This is a genomic window from Variovorax sp. J31P179 (genome assembly GCF_030316985.1).
GTDB lineage: Bacteria > Pseudomonadota > Gammaproteobacteria > Burkholderiales > Burkholderiaceae_C > Variovorax > Variovorax ginsengisoli_B.
Window position 1 is genome coordinate 1 of record NZ_JASZYL010000031.1, and the last position, 16,967, is coordinate 16,967.

Here is a 16,967-nt window from a genome sequence, read left to right on the forward strand (position 1 = left end):
GCCGGCTGCTGCGCGCTCGAACCTGGTCCAGGCCCGCGCGGCCCACCCGGTGCTCGACAAGATGGTGACCATGCGCGAAGAGCTGCGCCAGTTGTGGCTCAACACCTCGAATTCGCGCGAGCAGCTGGCGGCCGACCTCGCCGCCTGGTGCCACCGCGCCGAGGCCAGCGGCATCGCCGGCCTGCGCGAGTTCTCGACCCGCCTGCGTGCAGCGCGCGGCTGAAAAGCTGGCCCCCGGCCCGAATTGCGGGAGAATGCCTTGTTCACAGCCAAACCGGAGGGCCATGCGCGAAGACATCATCAAGCAGGCGCTTTCTGAACGCTACGGCGACGGCTCTGGACCGGGCCCCATTGCTGAGGCCACGATCACCGTTTTGCGTCTGCTTCACGCCGAGCTTGCATTGGTTGTGGGCGCTCAGGCGTCGGCGGCACTGGTTGTGCACGCCGTACATCGCACGCGCTCGAAGCTGGATTGGACCGCGCCACCCGCCGCCGCGCCCGAAACTTTGCTCAAGGCGTTGCACGACGACCTGGCGGCGCGTTCTACCGCTGAATGCTTGTTCGCAGGGGAGACCCTTATTTTTGCTCTGGTCGATCACCTCATTTCCCTGATCGGCGAACCATTGACCCTCCGCATGTTGATTTCGGCTTGGAGCACGCACGGTGCTGACCAGTCCTCCCAGGAGAACCTCTAAATGACCAACAAGGTTGTCATCCGACGACTGCCCACCGGCGTGCCGGGCCTGGACGCGCTGCTCGGCGGCGGGCTGGCGGAATTTTCTTTCAACCTGATCGCGGGAGCACCAGGGTCGGGCAAGACGACCCTCGCGCACCAGATCATGTTCGCGCTCGCCAACCCGGACCGGCGCGCCATCTTCTTCACCGTCCTTGGTGAGCCACCACTGAAGATGCTGCGCTACCAGCAGCAGTACAACTTCTTCGACGCTGCCAAGGTCAACGACTCGATTCGGTTCATCAACCTGGCTGATGAAATCGTGGCCGGTGACTACGACCGCGTCCTGAACCGGATCGTGGAAGAGGTCGAGCGTTTCGGGCCGTCCCTGGTGATGGTGGACTCGTTTCGATCGGTCATCCAGTCGGCAAAGAGCGCCGGCAGGGATGAGATGGACCTGCAGCACTTCGTGCAGCGTCTCGGCATGCTGTTGACGACGTGGGAGGCCACGACCTTCCTGATCGGGGAGTACGTCGCTTTCGAGAGCGAAGCCAACCCCATCTTCACCGTCGCGGACGGCATCGTGTGGATGGCCCAGTCCATCGAGCGGAATTCGGTCGTTCGCAAGCTTCAGATCATGAAGATGCGAGGCCACGCGACCATTCCAGGCCTGCATACCTTTCGCATCAGCGACGACGGCGTCCAGATCTTTCCCCGCACAATCGCCGTGAAAGCAACGCTGCCCGACAGTGGCACCTCCGGCCGCCTCGGCACTGCTCCCGCTCGTCTCTCCATGGGCGTGCCACTGTTGGACGAGTTGATGGGGGGCGGGCTACCGGTTGGCTATTCGTTGCTGGTCGCAGGTCCCTCCGGCTCGGGCAAGTCGCAGCTTGCCGCAGCCTTCCTGGCGGAGGGGGCGAGGGCGGGTGAAAAGGGCGTCATCGCGGCCTTCGAGAAAACTCCAGCGCGATCGCATCAGGTGCGACTGGATGAGCTGATCGCCAGTGGCGAGGTGGGCATCATCGATACGCGCGCGCTCGACCTGTCGATAGACGAGACCCTCCATGCGTTGACCGAACTGATCGGGCGCACCGGCGCAACGCGCGTCGTCATCGATTCCATCTCGGGGTTCGAGCTCGCGTTGGCGCCAAGCTTCCGGGAAGATTTCCGGGAGTCGCTGCATCGGATGATTGCGGTGCTGACAGGCATGGGGGCCGCCGTCCTGATGATTTCCGAGTTGGAAGACCGCTATACCGACCTGCGCTTCAGCCCCTACGGCGCGGCATTTCTCACGGACGCGATCATCGTGCAGCGCTACGTCGAGCTCGAAGGTCAGCTCAAGCGCGTCATGGCCGTGGTCAAGATTCGCAACAGCGACCACAGCCATGAACTTCGACCTTACGAGATCACCGATCGCGGCATCGTGATCGGCCAGCCCACCCCCGGCATGGTGGGGTTGTTGACCGGTCATCCGCTCCCGTCATAAGGTTATCTTCCATCCACCATGACTGCCGAACTCGCAGACTCCGCAGACTCTCCAGGTCGACCTGAGAGCGATGATGGAAGTTTGAGCCCGCGACGACAGTCCCTCGCGATTCGCGAGCGAGCGCTAGCCCGCCGCGAGGAGGACATGCGCGCGTGGGAGCTGACACGGGCGACCGCCGAGACCCTCAGCGAGAATCTGAGGGAGGCAAACGAACATCTGGTCATGGCCACGCTTGCGGCCGAAAAGCTGGAGGAAGCGGCACAGAACGCGAAGCACCGACAGGACGAGTTCTTGGCGATGCTTGCGCATGAACTGCGCAATCCCTTGGCGCCGATTCGGAGCGCCGTCGCCTTGCTGGAGCGCCTTGACACTGTCGATCCGCGTGTGACGACCATCCGTGAAGTAGTGCGTCGTCAGGTCGAACACATGGCGCGCCTGCTGGACGATTTGCTCGACGCGTCGCGAGTGACGAGCGGCAAAGTTACTTTGCAGCGGCAGACGGTCAAGGTGAGCGAGTTCGTCGACCAGGCCGTTGAGATGTACCGCGGACTCATTGATTCGCAGCGTCAGCATCTCACCCTCGACATGCCAGTCAGCCCCATGTATGTGGACGGAGACTTGACGCGTTTGGCGCAGATCATCGGAAATCTGCTTCACAACGCGGCCAAGTACACGCCAGAGGGCGGTCACATCGCCTTGATCGCCAGACCCGATCGGGACAAGGTGGTGATCCGCGTGACGGATACCGGTAGCGGCATCGCGGCGGAAACGCTGCCTCATATCTTTGACTTGTTCGCGCAGGAAGAACGTTCTCTGAGTCGCAGCCAGGGTGGCCTCGGCATTGGGCTCACTGTGGTGCGCGCCATGGTTGACCGGCATGGCGGGACGGTCACAGCAAAAAGTGCCGGCATTGGTGCAGGCAGCGAGTTCACCGTCATCCTGCCGCGCGTGAGAAAGCCGGCTGAACGGGCCAAGGAGCAGACGCCCAAGCCCACCTTCGTTCCAGCTCGAATCTTGATCGTTGACGACAACGTCGACGCGGGCGTCCTGTTGTCTATGCTGTTGGAGATGTCTGGCTATGAGGTCAAAGTCGCTCTGGACGGGGCAAGCGCTCTGCTTGCCTTCGAGCACGAGCGGCCCCAGATCGTGGTGTGCGACATCGGTCTTCCCGTCATGAATGGCTATGAGGTCGCGCGGCGGCTGCGGCAAAGTCGCGCGATGGGCGATCCGTCGCTGATGTTGATCGCGCTCACAGGCTACGAAGGTCCGGAAGACCGGCAACGCGCGCTAGCAGCAGGGTTCGATCATCACGTGGCCAAACCGGTCGATTTCGATGTCTTGCTCAAACTCATAGGACAAGCCGGGATCGCGCGGGGTGAGTCGTAGACGCGTCTAAGAGGTCCGACCTTCGGCTCAACCGCGGCGTGGCAATGGCCGCTCAGCGTTGCGGTCGGTGCGCGCCGGTGTTCGAACAGCAGTGATGTGAAGCACGCAATCGATCCTGGACCTCGAACTAAGGCTACCGGCCCATTTGCAGCCAGGCGCACGCGGCGTTGTGGACGACGCTCGACGGCTTACCGCGACTGGATGTGTCCGGCCGGTCTGCTCAACGTGCTCACGGACCCGACCTTCCTTGCGCGCCCCAGCCGGGCTAGCCCATAGCGGCGGGGCCGGTTCCGCGCAGCAGTGCGTCCAGTTCCGCCAGCAGGACATCGGGTGGGACCGGCTTGTGAAAGACCCGCAATCCCTTTGCGGTTCCTTCGTCGATCTGCTCTGCGTAGCCCGTGTGCAGAATGACGGGCAGCGTCGGATAGAGACGACGCAGTTCCAGCGCCAGGCCGATGCCGTTCATGGAACCGGGCATCGCGATGTCGCTCAGCACGATTTCAGGGAAGGGATTCGCCTTGACAAGATAGTCGAGCGCCGCGTCGGCGCTGGCCACGCGCGCCACCGACACCCCGGAACTCTGTAGCATTTGCTCCGTGGTCGCCCCCACTTCTTCGTTGTCCTCGACCAGCAGGAGCCGAGCCTGCAACCGCCGCGAGGCGGCCGATGTGACTTCAGAGGATTCCGTGTTGGCATCGGACGTGGCCGGCAGGTGCATGCACACGGTGGTGCCCTGACCGAGTTCACTGACGATCGTGGCGCGTCCGCCCGACTGGACGCAGAAGGCCTGAACCTGCGTCAATCCGAGCCCTGAGCCCACGCCGCGCTCACGCGTCGTAAAGAACGGCGCGAAGACCTTCGGCAGCACCTCTGGCGGAATCCCCTCGCCGTCGTCGATGACGCAAACAATGACCATTGGGGCGTCTAGAGGCGCCTTCTCGTCGTTGGACACATGCACGCTGAGCTTGCCGCCCTGTGGCATGGCAAGCTTGGCATTGAGGACGACATTGAGAAGGGCCAGTTCAAGCTCCGCCGGGTCGACCCTGACCTGCCTCGTATCTGCATCCACCAGGGACGTCCAGCTGACGGGAGAGCCGACGGTGCTGCGCATCAAAGCGTCCGCGGCCGGGAGCCAAGTCTGAAATCGGATGACCTCCGGTCGAAGCGCCTGCTTCTTGGAGAAAGAAAGCAGCTGGCGGGTCAGACGCACGCCGCCCTGCACCGAACGAGAGATGGCTGCCAGCGTCTTGTCGCTTGCCACTTCCGGCCGGCGGATCTTCAGGACATGCACACTCGACGAGATCACCGCGAGCAGGTTGTTGAAATCGTGGGCCACGCTACCTGTCACGAAGGACAGCGTTTCGAGCCGTTGGGCTTCGAGCATTCGTCGCTCCGCTTCCGCGCGTGCCTGGATCTGCTCTCGAAGCTCGGCAGATACCGAAGCCTCCTTGCGGGTCTTGCGCAGTGCCACCCACGTAACGTAGACCAGGCCGGCGGTGATCGGCAAAATTATCGCGGCCAGAACGCCCACGACTCGCGCCCAGTTACCTAGCATGGCGGAGCGGCTGATCCCTGCAACAACGTAGACCGGCAGACCTCCGACCCGCTCGATCTGCACAATTTGGGTGCCCCGTCCTCCGTCGGCGGCGATCGTGAGGCGGCCGGTATCAGGGCCCGTGCTCAGCAACCGCATCAACGGACCGTCCTGGGGCAGGTGTGTGCTTGCTGAGTCGTCAGGCCAGCGGGCGAGGATGGCGCCGTCGGTGCGCACCAGCGCGAATGTGGCCAGCGTGGGCTCCTCGTGGGCGAGGGAACGGTAGTAATCTCTGAAGTAGCCGGGCGCCAAGGTGACGGTCACGATACCGTCGAAGGATCCCTCCGGGACGCTTCTACGGATCGCCACGCTCACAACTCGAGTGCCAGACTGGCGGCCGACCAGCACCTCGCTGATGGCCACCGGCGTAGGCGACGCCCGCAACTGCTGGAAATACTGGCGGTCCGCGATCGTGAAGCCGGGGTCCACGGGGTAACGATCGCTGCGCGCCAGGATGGCGCCCGATTTGTCCCAGACATTGGCGTTGACCACGGAACTGAGGCCTGCCGCCATGTCCGAAAGCCTGAGATGGATCTCGGGTTCGCGCGCTCGGATCTCTTCTTCCGGAAACTGAGATGCTTGGTCGGCGCGTCGCGCGATCTCCTGTGCGATGGCGAACGTCCGTTCTGCATGTCGAAAAGCAAGATTCGAGGCGTGCGAAAGATTGGCAGCAGATGCAGCTTCAGCCCGGTCCAGGCTCCACCAGGAAGCCGCGACGAAGGCTGCCAGCGGTACCAGGAGGGCGCCCCAGAGGACGGTCCGCAGCCACGCTCCGAGGGGCGTATCAGGAGGGCGAATAAGGTCGATCGACGCGGTGCTCGCGCGGCGCCCTCGAAGGTAACCGCAAAGGACCGCGGTGCAAAGCGCAGCGGCTGCAAACCAGCCGAAGTAGGCCAGCTGATGAGGCCCGTCAATCGTTGGCGGTATGGACGGCATCCACACCCCCAGGGCGCAGACCCCTGCCGCGACGACTGCTGACGGCGTACCCCAGAGGAGACCTGTGGCGACGATCGTCGGAAAGGCGAGCCCAAAGGGAACTTCGTCTCCCCATACAGGCTGCATGACTGCCCTGGCGATCACCGCGAAGGCGCCTGCCAGTGCTGCGAACGTGATTCGACGCACGTGGATGAGCTTGGTCGCCTCAGCCACGGCGGACGCCCCGCAGCCCATAGGCCACCACCGGCCCGGGGCGTGCGGAGGACGCCAATGCGGCCGCCGTCCTGCCGCCGTCGAAATGGCCTGCGTCCGAGTGCATGAAGGAACTCCGAGATAGAGCTGACCGGACGAGATAGTCGGCTGATAGCTTGCAAAAGCCAGCGTATCGATTCTGCGCACGATGAAACGTAGGACAGACGCCCCATCTCGGTGAACGTTCCGGATGACTTGGCCCGCTCATGAAGCTGCCTGCGCGGAAGCTTGATGGTGAAGATGCACCCAGTGCCTGGCAGGCCCTGACGGTCAACACCTCCCATCGGCCTCGACGTTTCGCCGCATCGGCGGCGGCATCCGCGTCAACGCGGTCAGCCCGGGCCGGATACCAACGCCGTTCTACGGCAAGCTGGGCCTGGCGGCGGCCGATCTCGACAAGATGGCCGGCGCCATCCTGGGCCACGTCCGCCCGGCCGCTGCGGCGAGCCCTCGGAAATCGCCAAGGCGGTGGTCTTCATCGCCTCGGACGAGTCGAAGTTCACGGTCGGCAGCGAGCTGGTGATCGACGGCGGCATGAGCAACTTCTGAGGCAGCGCGTGACCGCGGGCCGCCGTCGCTAAGGCGCGGCCCGGGCGTCGACCGCCATCCTGACCAGATGAGCGAGGTGAGCCGCGCCCATCTTGGACATGACACGGGCCCGATGCGTCTCCACCGTCCGGAAACTGCCGCCGAGCTCGATGGCGATCAGCTTGCTCGTCAAGCCGGTGACCAGGCAATCGTGGACTTCACGCTCGCGTGGCGTGAGCGTGGCGAGGCGGCGCTCATGATCGGCCGCCGCGGCCGGCGCTGCGGCGGCTGCCTGGCCCAGCATCGAGGCGCGGCGAACGCGCTGGACCAGATCGGCGCGTTCGACCGGCTTCTCGAGAAAATCAACCGCGCCATTGCGCATGGCCTCCACGGCCAACGGAATCTCGGAAGCCCCCGTGAGGAACATCACCGGCAAGCCGACGCGACGCTCGCGCAGTTCCGCCTGCAATGCGATGCCGGACATGCCCGGCATCTTCACGTCCAGCAGCAAGACGCCCGGCGGCGTCAGGTCTCCATGGGAAAGCAGGTCCTCGGCCGAAGAAAAGACTTCAGTCCTGAAACCGGCCCCCACCAGCATTCGCTTCAGCGCGGCGCGCATGAGCTCGTCGTCGTCGACCACCAGGACCCGCAGGCGGGCGGCTGAATCCGGCGGCTCGGCGCGCAGTGCGAGAAACTGATCAATGTCGCGCACTTCGGTCTCGAGCCGCACCAGCAGCGACAGCAAGGTGGCGTCGTTGTCGTTTCGGGCACTGCTTTCGGTCGCGACGCAAAGGTCGGCGAGGCGGATCGCCCCGATCGCCAGGGCGCCCGACCTGAGCTTGTGGACCGCGTCCAGGACCACCTGGCGCAAGCCGGTCCGGACGCCATGGGCCAGTTCCGTGCCCACCCGCGCGGCGCTTGCCCGAAAGGCCTGCAACACTTCGGCGGTCGCCGCCGGGTCGTCGCCGATCAATGAGGCCAGGACGCTCAGGTTGACCGGCGGTTCGCCTCCGGATGAAGGTCCCTGCGTTTCCCCAGGCGCCGTCTTTGTCCCGGGTGGGTCCTCCACATACCTCAGCAGGGTCGCCTTCAAGGTCTCGAACGGCAGGGGCTTGATCAGGCACTCGTCGATGCCGACGTCCAGGCAATGCCGTGCGTCACCCGAGCGCGCATCGGCCGTCAGCGCAATGATCGGCATGCGCCGCAGGCCCTCTTCCTCGGCGCGAATCGTGGCCGCCAGCTCGTAGCCATCCATGACCGGCATGTGAAGGTCGGTCAACAGCAGCGAATAGTCGTTGCGCCGCAGCAGCTCGAGCGCCTCGCGGCCGTTTCGCCCGACATCGGTCGCAAAGCCCATCAGCGACAGTTGCTTGCGCAAGACGAGCTCGTTGGTTTCGTTGTCCTCCGCCACCAGCACCCGTGGCCTGATGGACGGGCCGCTCGAAGCCGAAGCCGCGGCGCCCACGAATCTTGCCGAAGGCGGCGCCGCGTCCGCGAGCGCCGGATAGCTGCCCGGATCGACGCCATCGATCGCCCGCGTGCGAAATGGCAGCGTCACCGTGAAAGTCGAACCGAGCCCGGGCTGGCTGCGCGCTTCGATCCGGCCTCCCATCATTTCCACCAGGGCATGCGAAATGCTCAACCCCAGTCCGGTGCCGCCGAAGCGCCGCGTCGTGCTGCTGTCCGCCTGGCTGAAGGGCGTGAACAGCCGTGACAGCATGTGCTCGTCCATGCCGATGCCGTTGTCGGTGACCTGGAACTCCGTCATCGAGACGGCGTTGGCCCTTTCGACCAGCGAGACGCCCAGCGCCACCCGGCCGGCAGGCCCCGGCTGGCTGCTGAACTTGATCGCGTTGCCGACGACGTTGAGCAGAACCTGGCGCAGGCGCGCGGCATCGCCGTACACCTTCGAAGGCACAGCGGCATCCATGGACACGGTCAAGGCCACGCCACCCTTCGATGCGGCGGGTGCCAGCGTGGCGCGCACGCCTTCGATCACGGCGGCGATGGCCATGGGCTCCAGGTCGACGCTGAAACGCCCGGCCTCGATCTTGGAGAAGTCGAGGACGTCGTCGACGAGCGCGAGCAACGACGTTGCCGAATCGCGAGCAATATGGACGGTTTCGCGCTGATCGGGCTGGAGGCTGCCCTGCGCCAGCACGTCGATCATGCCGATCACGCCGTTCATCGGCGTGCGGATCTCATGACTCATCGCGGCCAGGAAGGCGGACTTGGCCCGATTTGCCTGCTCGGCGGCGTCCAGCGCCAGACTGAGCTCGGCCGTGCGCACCTGCACCCGCGTCTCGAGCGCCGTGTTGATCTCGCGCAGCTCGCTCTGGTCACGCTTGCGATCGCTGATGTCGCGCTGGATCGCGACGAAGTGGCCGGGATGGGCCCCTTCGGCACCGACCGGCACGATGTCCAGCTCGACCCAGTATTCGTCTCCCGACTTGGTGTAGTTCAGCAGTTCGGCATGCACGGGCTCGCTGCGCGCCAAGGCTGCACGTATGCGGTCGAGTTCGGCGCGCTCCGTCATCGGACCCTGCAGGAAGCGCGGCGATCGTCCCAGGACTTCTTCGCGCCCGTAGCCCGTGATGCGCTCGAAGGCATCGTTGACGAACACGATCCGCGGTCCCGGGCCGTCGACCAGGTTGTCGGTGATCAGCACGACATCGTTGAGTTGGGCGACGCTCGCCTCCAGGAGCTCGAGTTGCTGGCGCGCCCCGCGCTCGGCGGTCACGTCCCGGAGGTACACCGAAAGGCCTTCCTCGAAGGCATAGATGTTGACCCGCAGCCACGCATTCAGCGGCATGAAGAAGGTCTCGAACGTGGCCGCCATTCGCTGCGACATGGCGCTTCGATAAGAGGCTTCGAATTCTCTCCCCAGAGATCCCGGGATGCATTTCCAGAAGACCTGGCCTGTCAGTTCGCCGCCCGGGCGCTGGAGCATCTGCTCGGCCCTCGGGTTGACGTAGCTGAGGCGCCAGTTCGCATCGAGCGCCAGGAAACCGTCGGAGAGAGTTTCAAGCGTGGTCGTGAGACGCTCCGAAAGGCGCCGGGCACTTTCTTCCGTGCGCTTGCGCTCGGAGAGATCCTGGAATGCGCCTTGCACCCGCCGGATGCTTCCGTTCTCATCCCTGATTGCCTCGGCAATCACGCGAACCCACACCCGCCGGCCCGTGGCGGCGATGATTTCGAACTCCATGTCGCAAGCCACCCCCTGCTGGGCGCAAGCGATGAAGGCGTTCGATGCGGCAACGATCGACTCGGGGGCATAGAAGGCCATGGCCTCGACAATGCTCGGGGACGTCCCGGGAGGTACGCCGTGAATCGCGCAGACCTCGTCCGACCAGAGGGCCCTGTCCTCGTCCAGGTCGGCCATCCAGGCGCCGATGCGACCCATCTTGCCAGCCAGCTTCAGCATCAGCCGGCTCTCCTGAAGTCTCTGTTCGGCATGCGCCCGCTCGGTCACGTCCTGGCACGTCCCGAGCACGCGGATCGGCTTGCCGTGGGCGTCGAAGTACACTTGCCAGCGTTCCTCGACGGTTTTCATGGCGCCGTTCGGCAACAGCACCCGGTGGGTGATGCCCTGGGCCTTCGGCTCCTGCAGCGACGCTGTGAAGATGGCCTCGATCCTGGCCCGGTCATCGGGGTGCACGCGTTGCAGAAAGCCGGCATGCGTAGGCGCGAAGCCCAGCGGATCGGTGTCGAAGATCCGGTGCGTCTCGTCGGACCATTCGACCGTCCCGGTCGCAAGATCGGTGATCCAGCTGCCGATCTTTTCGACGGTCTGCGCGGCCATCAGGCGCATTCGGCCGAGTTCCAGTTTCTCGTTCAAGCGGCGCTGGCGGGTCACGTCGCGGATGTAGACGGAGAGCCCCCTGCGCGACGGATGGATCCGGACTTCGAACCAGCGACTGCGCAAAGACAGTCGCTCGACGACCTGCACCGTGGTCTCGAGTTCCATCGATTGGCGCAATGCCGGCTCGAACGGCGTACCCGCGAGCTCCGGCAAAGCGTTCCACACCGTTCGGCCGAGCAGGTCGGTGCGGGCGTGCCCGAGCAGGCGTCGGGCCTGCTCGTTCAGGTAGGTGATGCGCCACTCGCGATCGATGGTGCAGAAGCCGTCGGGCAGGCGTTCGAGGGTGGTCCCCAGCCGATCGGCGATTTCTCGCGTCTCCTCCTGCGCCCTCTTGTGATCCGAGATGTTCCGGTGGATGCCGATCAAGCCGATGACCGCGCCGTCGGCATCGCGCAGCGGAACCTTGATGGTGCGTTGCCAGTGGGGCACGCCGGCGAGATCGACGTGCCGCCGATCGCGATCGAGCACGGGCTTTCCACCCAGCACACGCTGGTTCTCGGCCTGCGCGGCTTCCGCCCCTGCAGCGGGCATGAGGTCATGAACCGACTTGCCCTCCAGGTCGCGCTCCCGGTCCGCGCCGAGCTGACGCAGCGCTTCGCGGTTGCACATCACCAGGCGCTCTTCCGTGTCCAGGGCATAGATCATGTCGGGCGAGGCGTCGACCAGCGTCCTCAGCATGCGATGCGCCGCGTCCTGGCTCGCGCTTCGTGGTTCGTCGACGACATCGACGTCGACATGCGTCACGACCGCGCCGCCTGCCGGGCCCTGCAGCGACGTCACGCTCATGCGGCACGGCTGGCGCCCGAGCGGCGAATCCCAGGTGTAGTCCCACGAGAATTTCTGCGTCGTCCCCTTCAGGACCGAGCGCATTCCCCGGACCGCGTCCGCCGCCGCCTCCGGCGCGCCGCTGACCATGGTCGCGTACTGCTCGGGGTAGTCGGAGCCCACCCCGCTGTAGAAGGGCGCAGCCCCACTTGACGCGGCAAGAAGCGCCCACTCGGAGTCCACGCAGAGGACCAGCCCCTGCGCGTCGAGCAGCGCCACGCGCGGCGTCGCGTTGTTCGGGGCTGCCCGATTCGATGCCCACGGAGTCATTCCAGCAACCCTTCTCCAGTGCGGGAACTCCGCGAGCGCCTGCGGAGGCGAAGGCGTCGCCCATTGTCCGCTCAATCGGTATGTGTGAACTATTCCCGCGACCTACGTGCGCGTACGGATAGGTCGGACGGGACCACGGCCCTACGCTTCCCTTTCGGACGACGGCGGCTGGCAGGCCGCGCGCTTCCACCCCCCCATTCTTCGCAAATAGACTATTCATGAGCCATTTCCCTACACGATTCAAATTGATTCCGCGGATCTTTCCGCTGCTTTTGGCCTGCGCGCTTGCCGCTTGCGGCGGCGGTGGCGGTGGCGGCGGGATGAACCCCATCCTGGGTGGCGTGGGGGTCGGGCAGACCTCGGGCGCAGGAGCGGGAGCCGCCGGAGCCGCGGGTCTCGGCGCCGCCGGCGGACAACCGGGCACACCGGGCACACCGGGCACACCGGTCGCACCGGTCGCACCGACCATTTCGTCGGTGACTCCGGCGCTGGGAGCCTCCGGCCTGTGCCCGGTCACGACCGTCAGTGCCGGGTTCGACACGGCCATGGACGCAGCGACCATCAACGCCTCCACCTTCCAGGTCGTGGGCAACGGCGCGGCGATCTCGGGCACCGTCACCTATGACCCGATCACGCGGGTCGCACGCTTCGTCGCGACCGCGTCGGCGGGCTTTGCGCCCAGCAGCGCCTTCGTGGCGACGATCAAATCGGGCAGCGCGGGCGTCAAGGGCAAGGACGGCATGGCCCTGGCGGCCGATCGCGTCTGGGACTTCACCACCGGATCCAAAGCTTGCATCGCCGCGGTCGATCTGCGCAGCGCCGGCCTGTTCGGCGGATTCGGCGGCGGCGCCGGCGTGACGAACCAGGGCGTCAACACCGTGGTCAACGGCAACCTCGGCACCACCGCGGCATGTACCTTGATCACCGGCTTCCATGACGCTTCGAACATCTACACCGAGACGCCCTTGAATCGCGGGGCGGTGACCAACGGCGCCGTCTTCTGCGCGCCGCCCGCACCCGGGACCGCCGCCGGCATGACGATCGCCACGCAGGCGGCAGCCGATGCCCAGCGGGCCTACGACGACCTGGCAGCCTTGCCGGCAGGAAACGATCCGGGCGCCGGCCAACTCGGTGGACGCGTGCTGCCGCCCGCGGTCTACACCTCGGCGGGCGGAACCTTCGCCATCACGACCGGCGACCTCACGCTGGATGCGCAAGGGAATCCGGACGCGGTGTGGGTGTTCCAAGTACCTTCGTCGCTGACCATCGGGCTGGGCGCCACGCCCCGCACCGTGCTGCTGACCAATGGCGCGCAGGCCAAGAACGTGTTCTGGCAAGTCGCGAGCGCCGCTCGCATCGAAGACGGCAGCAGCATGGTGGGCACCATCATCGCCGGCGCCGGCGTGACGATCTCCACCGCGGGCCAGACCGCGCAGACCGTCCTGACCGGACGCGCCCTGGGCCTTGCCGCCTCGGTGACCATGGTCAACACCACGGTGGTGGCCCCGTGAACGCCGGCAACAGCCTCGTTCGCCGGGCCGCTCTGCCTGCCCTCCCGAAAGCCAAGATGAAACCTCGACACCTGCTGCGCATGCTCGGCCTGACCGGCCTGACCGGCCTGGGCTGCGTGGTTGCCGGCTCCGCCCTGGCCCAGGGCCGCGAGGCCCCCTACTTCTACGGCGGCGTCTCGCTGGGCGGCTCGCAGGCCCGCATCGACGACGAGAGCATCGTCGCCCGCCTGCGCATCGCGGGCCTTGCCACCACCGGCATGTCGCGCGACGAGAGTTCGCTCGCCTACAAGCTCTTCGGTGGCTATCAGTTCACTCCGAACTGGGCCGTCGAAGCGGGGTACTTCAACCTCGGCAAGTTCGGGTTCGCAGCCACCACGACGCCGACTGGAATCTTGACCGGCGAGGCGAAGTTCCAGGGGGTCAATCTCGACCTCGTGGGCACACTTCCCCTGGACGAGCGCTGGTCGGTGCTCGGGCGGGTGGGGGTGCAATACGGCCGCACGCGCGACACCTTTTCGCGCAGTGGCGCGGTCGCCGTGACCGCCCTGAACCCCAGCAGCAGCGACGCCAACTACAAGTTCGGCGTCGGCATCCAGTATGCGGTGAGCCCCGGCTTCCTGATCCGCGGCGAGCTCGAACGCTACCGGGTCAACGACGCCGTGGGAAACCGCGGCGACATCAACGCGGCCACGGTGAGCCTGGTGTTTCCATTCGGCGCCTCTGCAGCGGCGCCGGTGCGCAGCGCGCCGACCTACGTCGAGCCGGTGGCGGCGGTTGCGCCAGCGACCGTCCAGGCTGAGACGGTGGCGGCGGCTCCGATACGTCGGGTCAGCTTCTCTGCGGACTCGCTGTTCGGCTTCGATCGGGCCGAGGTCACGGCGCCCGGCAAGGTCGCGCTCGACCGGTTCGGCGCCGACCTGGCCCCGATCCAGTTCGAGGTGATCACGGTGGAAGGGCATACCGACCGTCTCGGCTCCGTCAGCCACAACCAGCGGCTTTCGGTGCAACGGGCCGAGGCCGTCAAGGCCTATCTCGCGCAGTCCGGCCGGATCGATCCGCGAAAAATCGTGGCCACGGGCAAGGCCAGCACGGCGCCGGTCACGAAGGCCGGCGAGTGCAAGGGCAGCCAGCCGAGCCCCGCGCTGATTGCCTGCCTGCAACCCGATCGCCGGGTCGAGGTCGGGGTGGCGGGGGTGCGCTGAGCGGCGCACATCACGAATCCCGGCTGGCCCGGCTTCCACTGGCGGCGTTGACGCCGCGAGCGGCCTGGCGCCATTGGACCTGCTCGTCGTGGTGACATCGCGCCACGGAAAGGTTTGTCAGCAGTTGCGCCAACGCAGCCGCCAGCCTTGCGAGTTCACGGTTTTTTCAATGTAGTGGTTGGCGCCGGCCTCGATGCGCTCATCCCGTGCGTGCGCGGCAGGCGTCGCCGAATAGTCGGCCAGGGGAACGCCAGGAAACCGCTGCCGGACTTGGCGCACACCGGAGCATCCGGATGCATCGGGCAGATGCAGATCCAGAACGACATCCGGGACAGCCGCTGGCAGCCAGCCCTTTGGCGAGTTCGCGCAGGCATGCGAACTCGACGATTTCCTCGCTTCGCCGAAGCCTGCCGAGGGCGATCGTCACCGCGTCGCGCATCAACGGATGATCGTCGACGACGAAGATCACGCCATCGCCCTCGCCTGGATAGCGGCGCTTCACATCGGGTCGTTTGCCGATGTGTCGCTGCGCTCCGTCTCGATTTCCATTGTTGACGAACATGGCGAGGATTGCCACGAAGCCAAGACGGCGGCGCAGCCAGCTGCGATTGGAGCCAGTAAGTTGAACTGGACGGATGCGCTGTGCTCGCACTTCGCATCGGCGTGCTGTCGCACATAGGCCCGCTTCGGGCACCGCCAGTGTGTCGTCATGTCAATGGGCGATACGACACCAGCGCTCGTGACAGGGTGACGAGCCGTCGATCAAGCGCACGGTGGCATCGGCGCTGTTCGAATCGCTGCGACGCACGGGCTGGGCCGCACGCGAGATCTGGCTCGAGCACCGTGGGCAGTTCGACGGTCGCGCGACCCACGCGCAACCCGGAGTAGCTGCGTGAAAAAGGCGGAAAGAGCGCCGGCGCAACTTCACCTTGAGTCCGTCTCGGCGACGTCGATCCAGCGTCGCGGCGCATGCCAAGCCTCGGGCAGTCAAACTCGGACGGTTGAGTCGTCACGGCGCCTGTGTCTGCAAATGTCTGTCTGGCTCGCTCTCAGCTGACCCTGGGCCGATCGCGTGCGGGCGGATCCTAGAACTTCGCCGTCGTGGTGGTGTGGTACCCGGTGAGACTGCCGCCCTGAGTCGCCTCCGCCCCGCGAGCTTTCCTGGTCGATAGCAACAGTGTCGCGACCGCCACCCCGAACAGGACGAACAGGCTCCATACGCCGAACGCGTAGATCAGGCCAATCGGCATGAGGACCGCAACAAAGAGAAGAAGTATCCTGAGCATGAGCCCGAGTTTGCCCGTTAGGGCTATCTTGCGCCGTGAAAAAGTGGACGCGCGGCACAGAAAGTGTCCGAACCGATGGAGCGCGGCCCGGAGGTCTGGTCTTAGCCGATGTGAGCCTCTAGCCGTCGCCGTTCGGGTCCAGTCAGACCAGGACAATGGGGATCATGGTGTCGCTACACAGATCGAGTGGCCCCGTTGTGCGGCCGTGCTCCGTCACCTCATGGGCGGCAATTCGCCTGCCGCGAGTCGCACAAGCAGCGGCGCCATTTGTTCAAACTTGATGCAATAGGCAGGGTGATCTCCGCGGATCACGCCCAACGGCATCTCGGCGTCAACCGACTCGTCGGGATCCTGGACCACACAAACACCACCCGAAGCTTCGATCGCGATGCATCCGCTGGTTCCATCGTGGGAGCCGCCGGTCAGGACGACGCCAATCAGTCGCTTGCCATAAACACCCGCGGCCGTCTTGAACAGCCCGTCTACCGACGGCCCGGCGTCGGAGAGTGCCGCGCAGGCTTCTAGCGCAATGATTCCGGGCTGCGCAACCCGCATGTGATGGCCCAGAGGCGCCAGCACGATGCGCCCCCGAAGGACCGAAGCGCCGTGATTTGCATAGGCGACCGGCAATGGCGAATAGTTGCCGAGTATCTGCAGCACCGACGACGCCGGCTGAGAGGCGACGTCCAGCGAGATGAGGACTGCAGCCTCGAACCCGCGCGGTAGCCCTCTGGTGACCTTGCAGAGCGCGGTCAAGCCGCCCAATGCCGCGCCGATCACGATGACGTCGCGTGGCTCGCGCAGCCGTTGCTCGGGGGCAGTCCCCGAGCGCGACCAAGCCTCAACAGCAAGCTGGATGGGCTTCATGTGGCAGGCGACGCCGAACAAGCGGCCAGGGGTACCCCGGGAATCTGCCGCTTGTCCTTGTGGATCCCAAAGCAAACCGTCTCATCCACGCTCGGCATGAGTTCGGCCAGACACTCGCGCTCCACGCTCCATTGGGGGGCCGTCTGCCCGTCACCGGCCTGACTGCCGATGTCATTGCGCAGATGCTATGGAGGGCTGGAGGAAAGCGTAAAACAGCGGCTCCAGTTCTCTTTTAAGGAGCATGGAGATGACTACCACTTGGACAGCGCTACGGCGCCAGGAGACGGCC

At 65.6% G+C, this 16,967-nt stretch carries 11 protein-coding genes; 8 read left to right on the forward strand and 3 right to left on the reverse strand.

Annotation, left to right across the window (positions count from 1 at the left end):
• The 4 genes from QTI17_RS34520 to QTI17_RS34535 form a co-directional block, all read left to right on the forward strand.
• On the forward strand, nucleotides 1-223 hold a 223-nt coding region (locus QTI17_RS34520; protein ID WP_286538665.1), incomplete at its 5' end, for a DesA/ISL3 alpha bundle tail domain-containing protein.
• A gap of 61 nt (nucleotides 224-284) precedes the next feature.
• Nucleotides 285-695, forward strand: a complete 411-nt coding sequence (locus QTI17_RS34525) for a hypothetical protein (RefSeq protein ID WP_286538666.1) — start codon at nucleotides 285-287, stop codon at nucleotides 693-695.
• Nucleotides 696-2,159: an ATPase domain-containing protein gene (locus QTI17_RS34530; RefSeq protein WP_286538668.1), complete on the forward strand. Its 1,464-nt coding sequence runs from the start codon at nucleotides 696-698 to the stop codon at nucleotides 2,157-2,159.
• A gap of 18 nt (nucleotides 2,160-2,177) precedes the next feature.
• On the forward strand, nucleotides 2,178-3,545 hold the full coding sequence (locus tag QTI17_RS34535; protein WP_286538670.1) for a hybrid sensor histidine kinase/response regulator: 1,368 nt from the start codon (nucleotides 2,178-2,180) through the stop codon (nucleotides 3,543-3,545).
• A gap of 265 nt (nucleotides 3,546-3,810) precedes the next feature.
• Here QTI17_RS34535 and QTI17_RS34540 read toward each other — a convergent pair whose 3' ends face one another.
• Nucleotides 3,811-6,288, reverse strand: a complete 2,478-nt coding sequence (locus tag QTI17_RS34540) for a hybrid sensor histidine kinase/response regulator family protein (protein ID WP_286538672.1) — start codon at nucleotides 6,286-6,288, stop codon at nucleotides 3,811-3,813.
• Nucleotides 6,289-6,609: 321 nt separating this feature from the next.
• Between QTI17_RS34540 and QTI17_RS35290 the strand changes: the two genes are divergently transcribed.
• Nucleotides 6,610-6,876: an SDR family oxidoreductase gene (locus QTI17_RS35290; protein ID WP_503011165.1), complete on the forward strand. Its 267-nt coding sequence runs from the start codon at nucleotides 6,610-6,612 to the stop codon at nucleotides 6,874-6,876.
• Between the two features lie 28 nt (nucleotides 6,877-6,904).
• On the opposite strand, the gene QTI17_RS34550 is transcribed toward QTI17_RS35290, so the two are convergent.
• Nucleotides 6,905-11,761 (reverse strand): PAS domain S-box protein, encoded by a 4,857-nt coding sequence (locus QTI17_RS34550; RefSeq protein ID WP_286538674.1) that lies wholly within the window; start codon nucleotides 11,759-11,761, stop codon nucleotides 6,905-6,907.
• Nucleotides 11,762-12,132: 371 nt separating this feature from the next.
• On the opposite strand from QTI17_RS34550, the gene QTI17_RS34555 reads away from it, so the two are divergent.
• From QTI17_RS34555 to QTI17_RS34565, 3 genes are all read left to right on the forward strand, one after another.
• Nucleotides 12,133-13,323, forward strand: a complete 1,191-nt coding sequence (locus QTI17_RS34555) for an ice-binding family protein (RefSeq protein WP_286538679.1) — start codon at nucleotides 12,133-12,135, stop codon at nucleotides 13,321-13,323.
• 56 nt (nucleotides 13,324-13,379) lie between these two features.
• Nucleotides 13,380-14,525: an OmpA family protein gene (locus QTI17_RS34560; protein WP_286538680.1), complete on the forward strand. Its 1,146-nt coding sequence runs from the start codon at nucleotides 13,380-13,382 to the stop codon at nucleotides 14,523-14,525.
• A 445-nt stretch (nucleotides 14,526-14,970) separates the two neighbouring features.
• Complete coding sequence (locus tag QTI17_RS34565) at nucleotides 14,971-15,204, forward strand: hypothetical protein (RefSeq protein ID WP_286538681.1); 234 nt, start codon at nucleotides 14,971-14,973, stop codon at nucleotides 15,202-15,204.
• An 820-nt stretch (nucleotides 15,205-16,024) separates the two neighbouring features.
• Here the strand turns inward: QTI17_RS34565 and QTI17_RS34570 are convergent.
• The gene (locus tag QTI17_RS34570) at nucleotides 16,025-16,678 is read right to left on the reverse strand and encodes a chemotaxis protein CheB (RefSeq protein ID WP_286538683.1); all 654 of its coding nucleotides are present in this window, start codon (nucleotides 16,676-16,678) and stop codon (nucleotides 16,025-16,027) included.
• Between the last annotated feature and the right edge of the window lie 289 nt (nucleotides 16,679-16,967).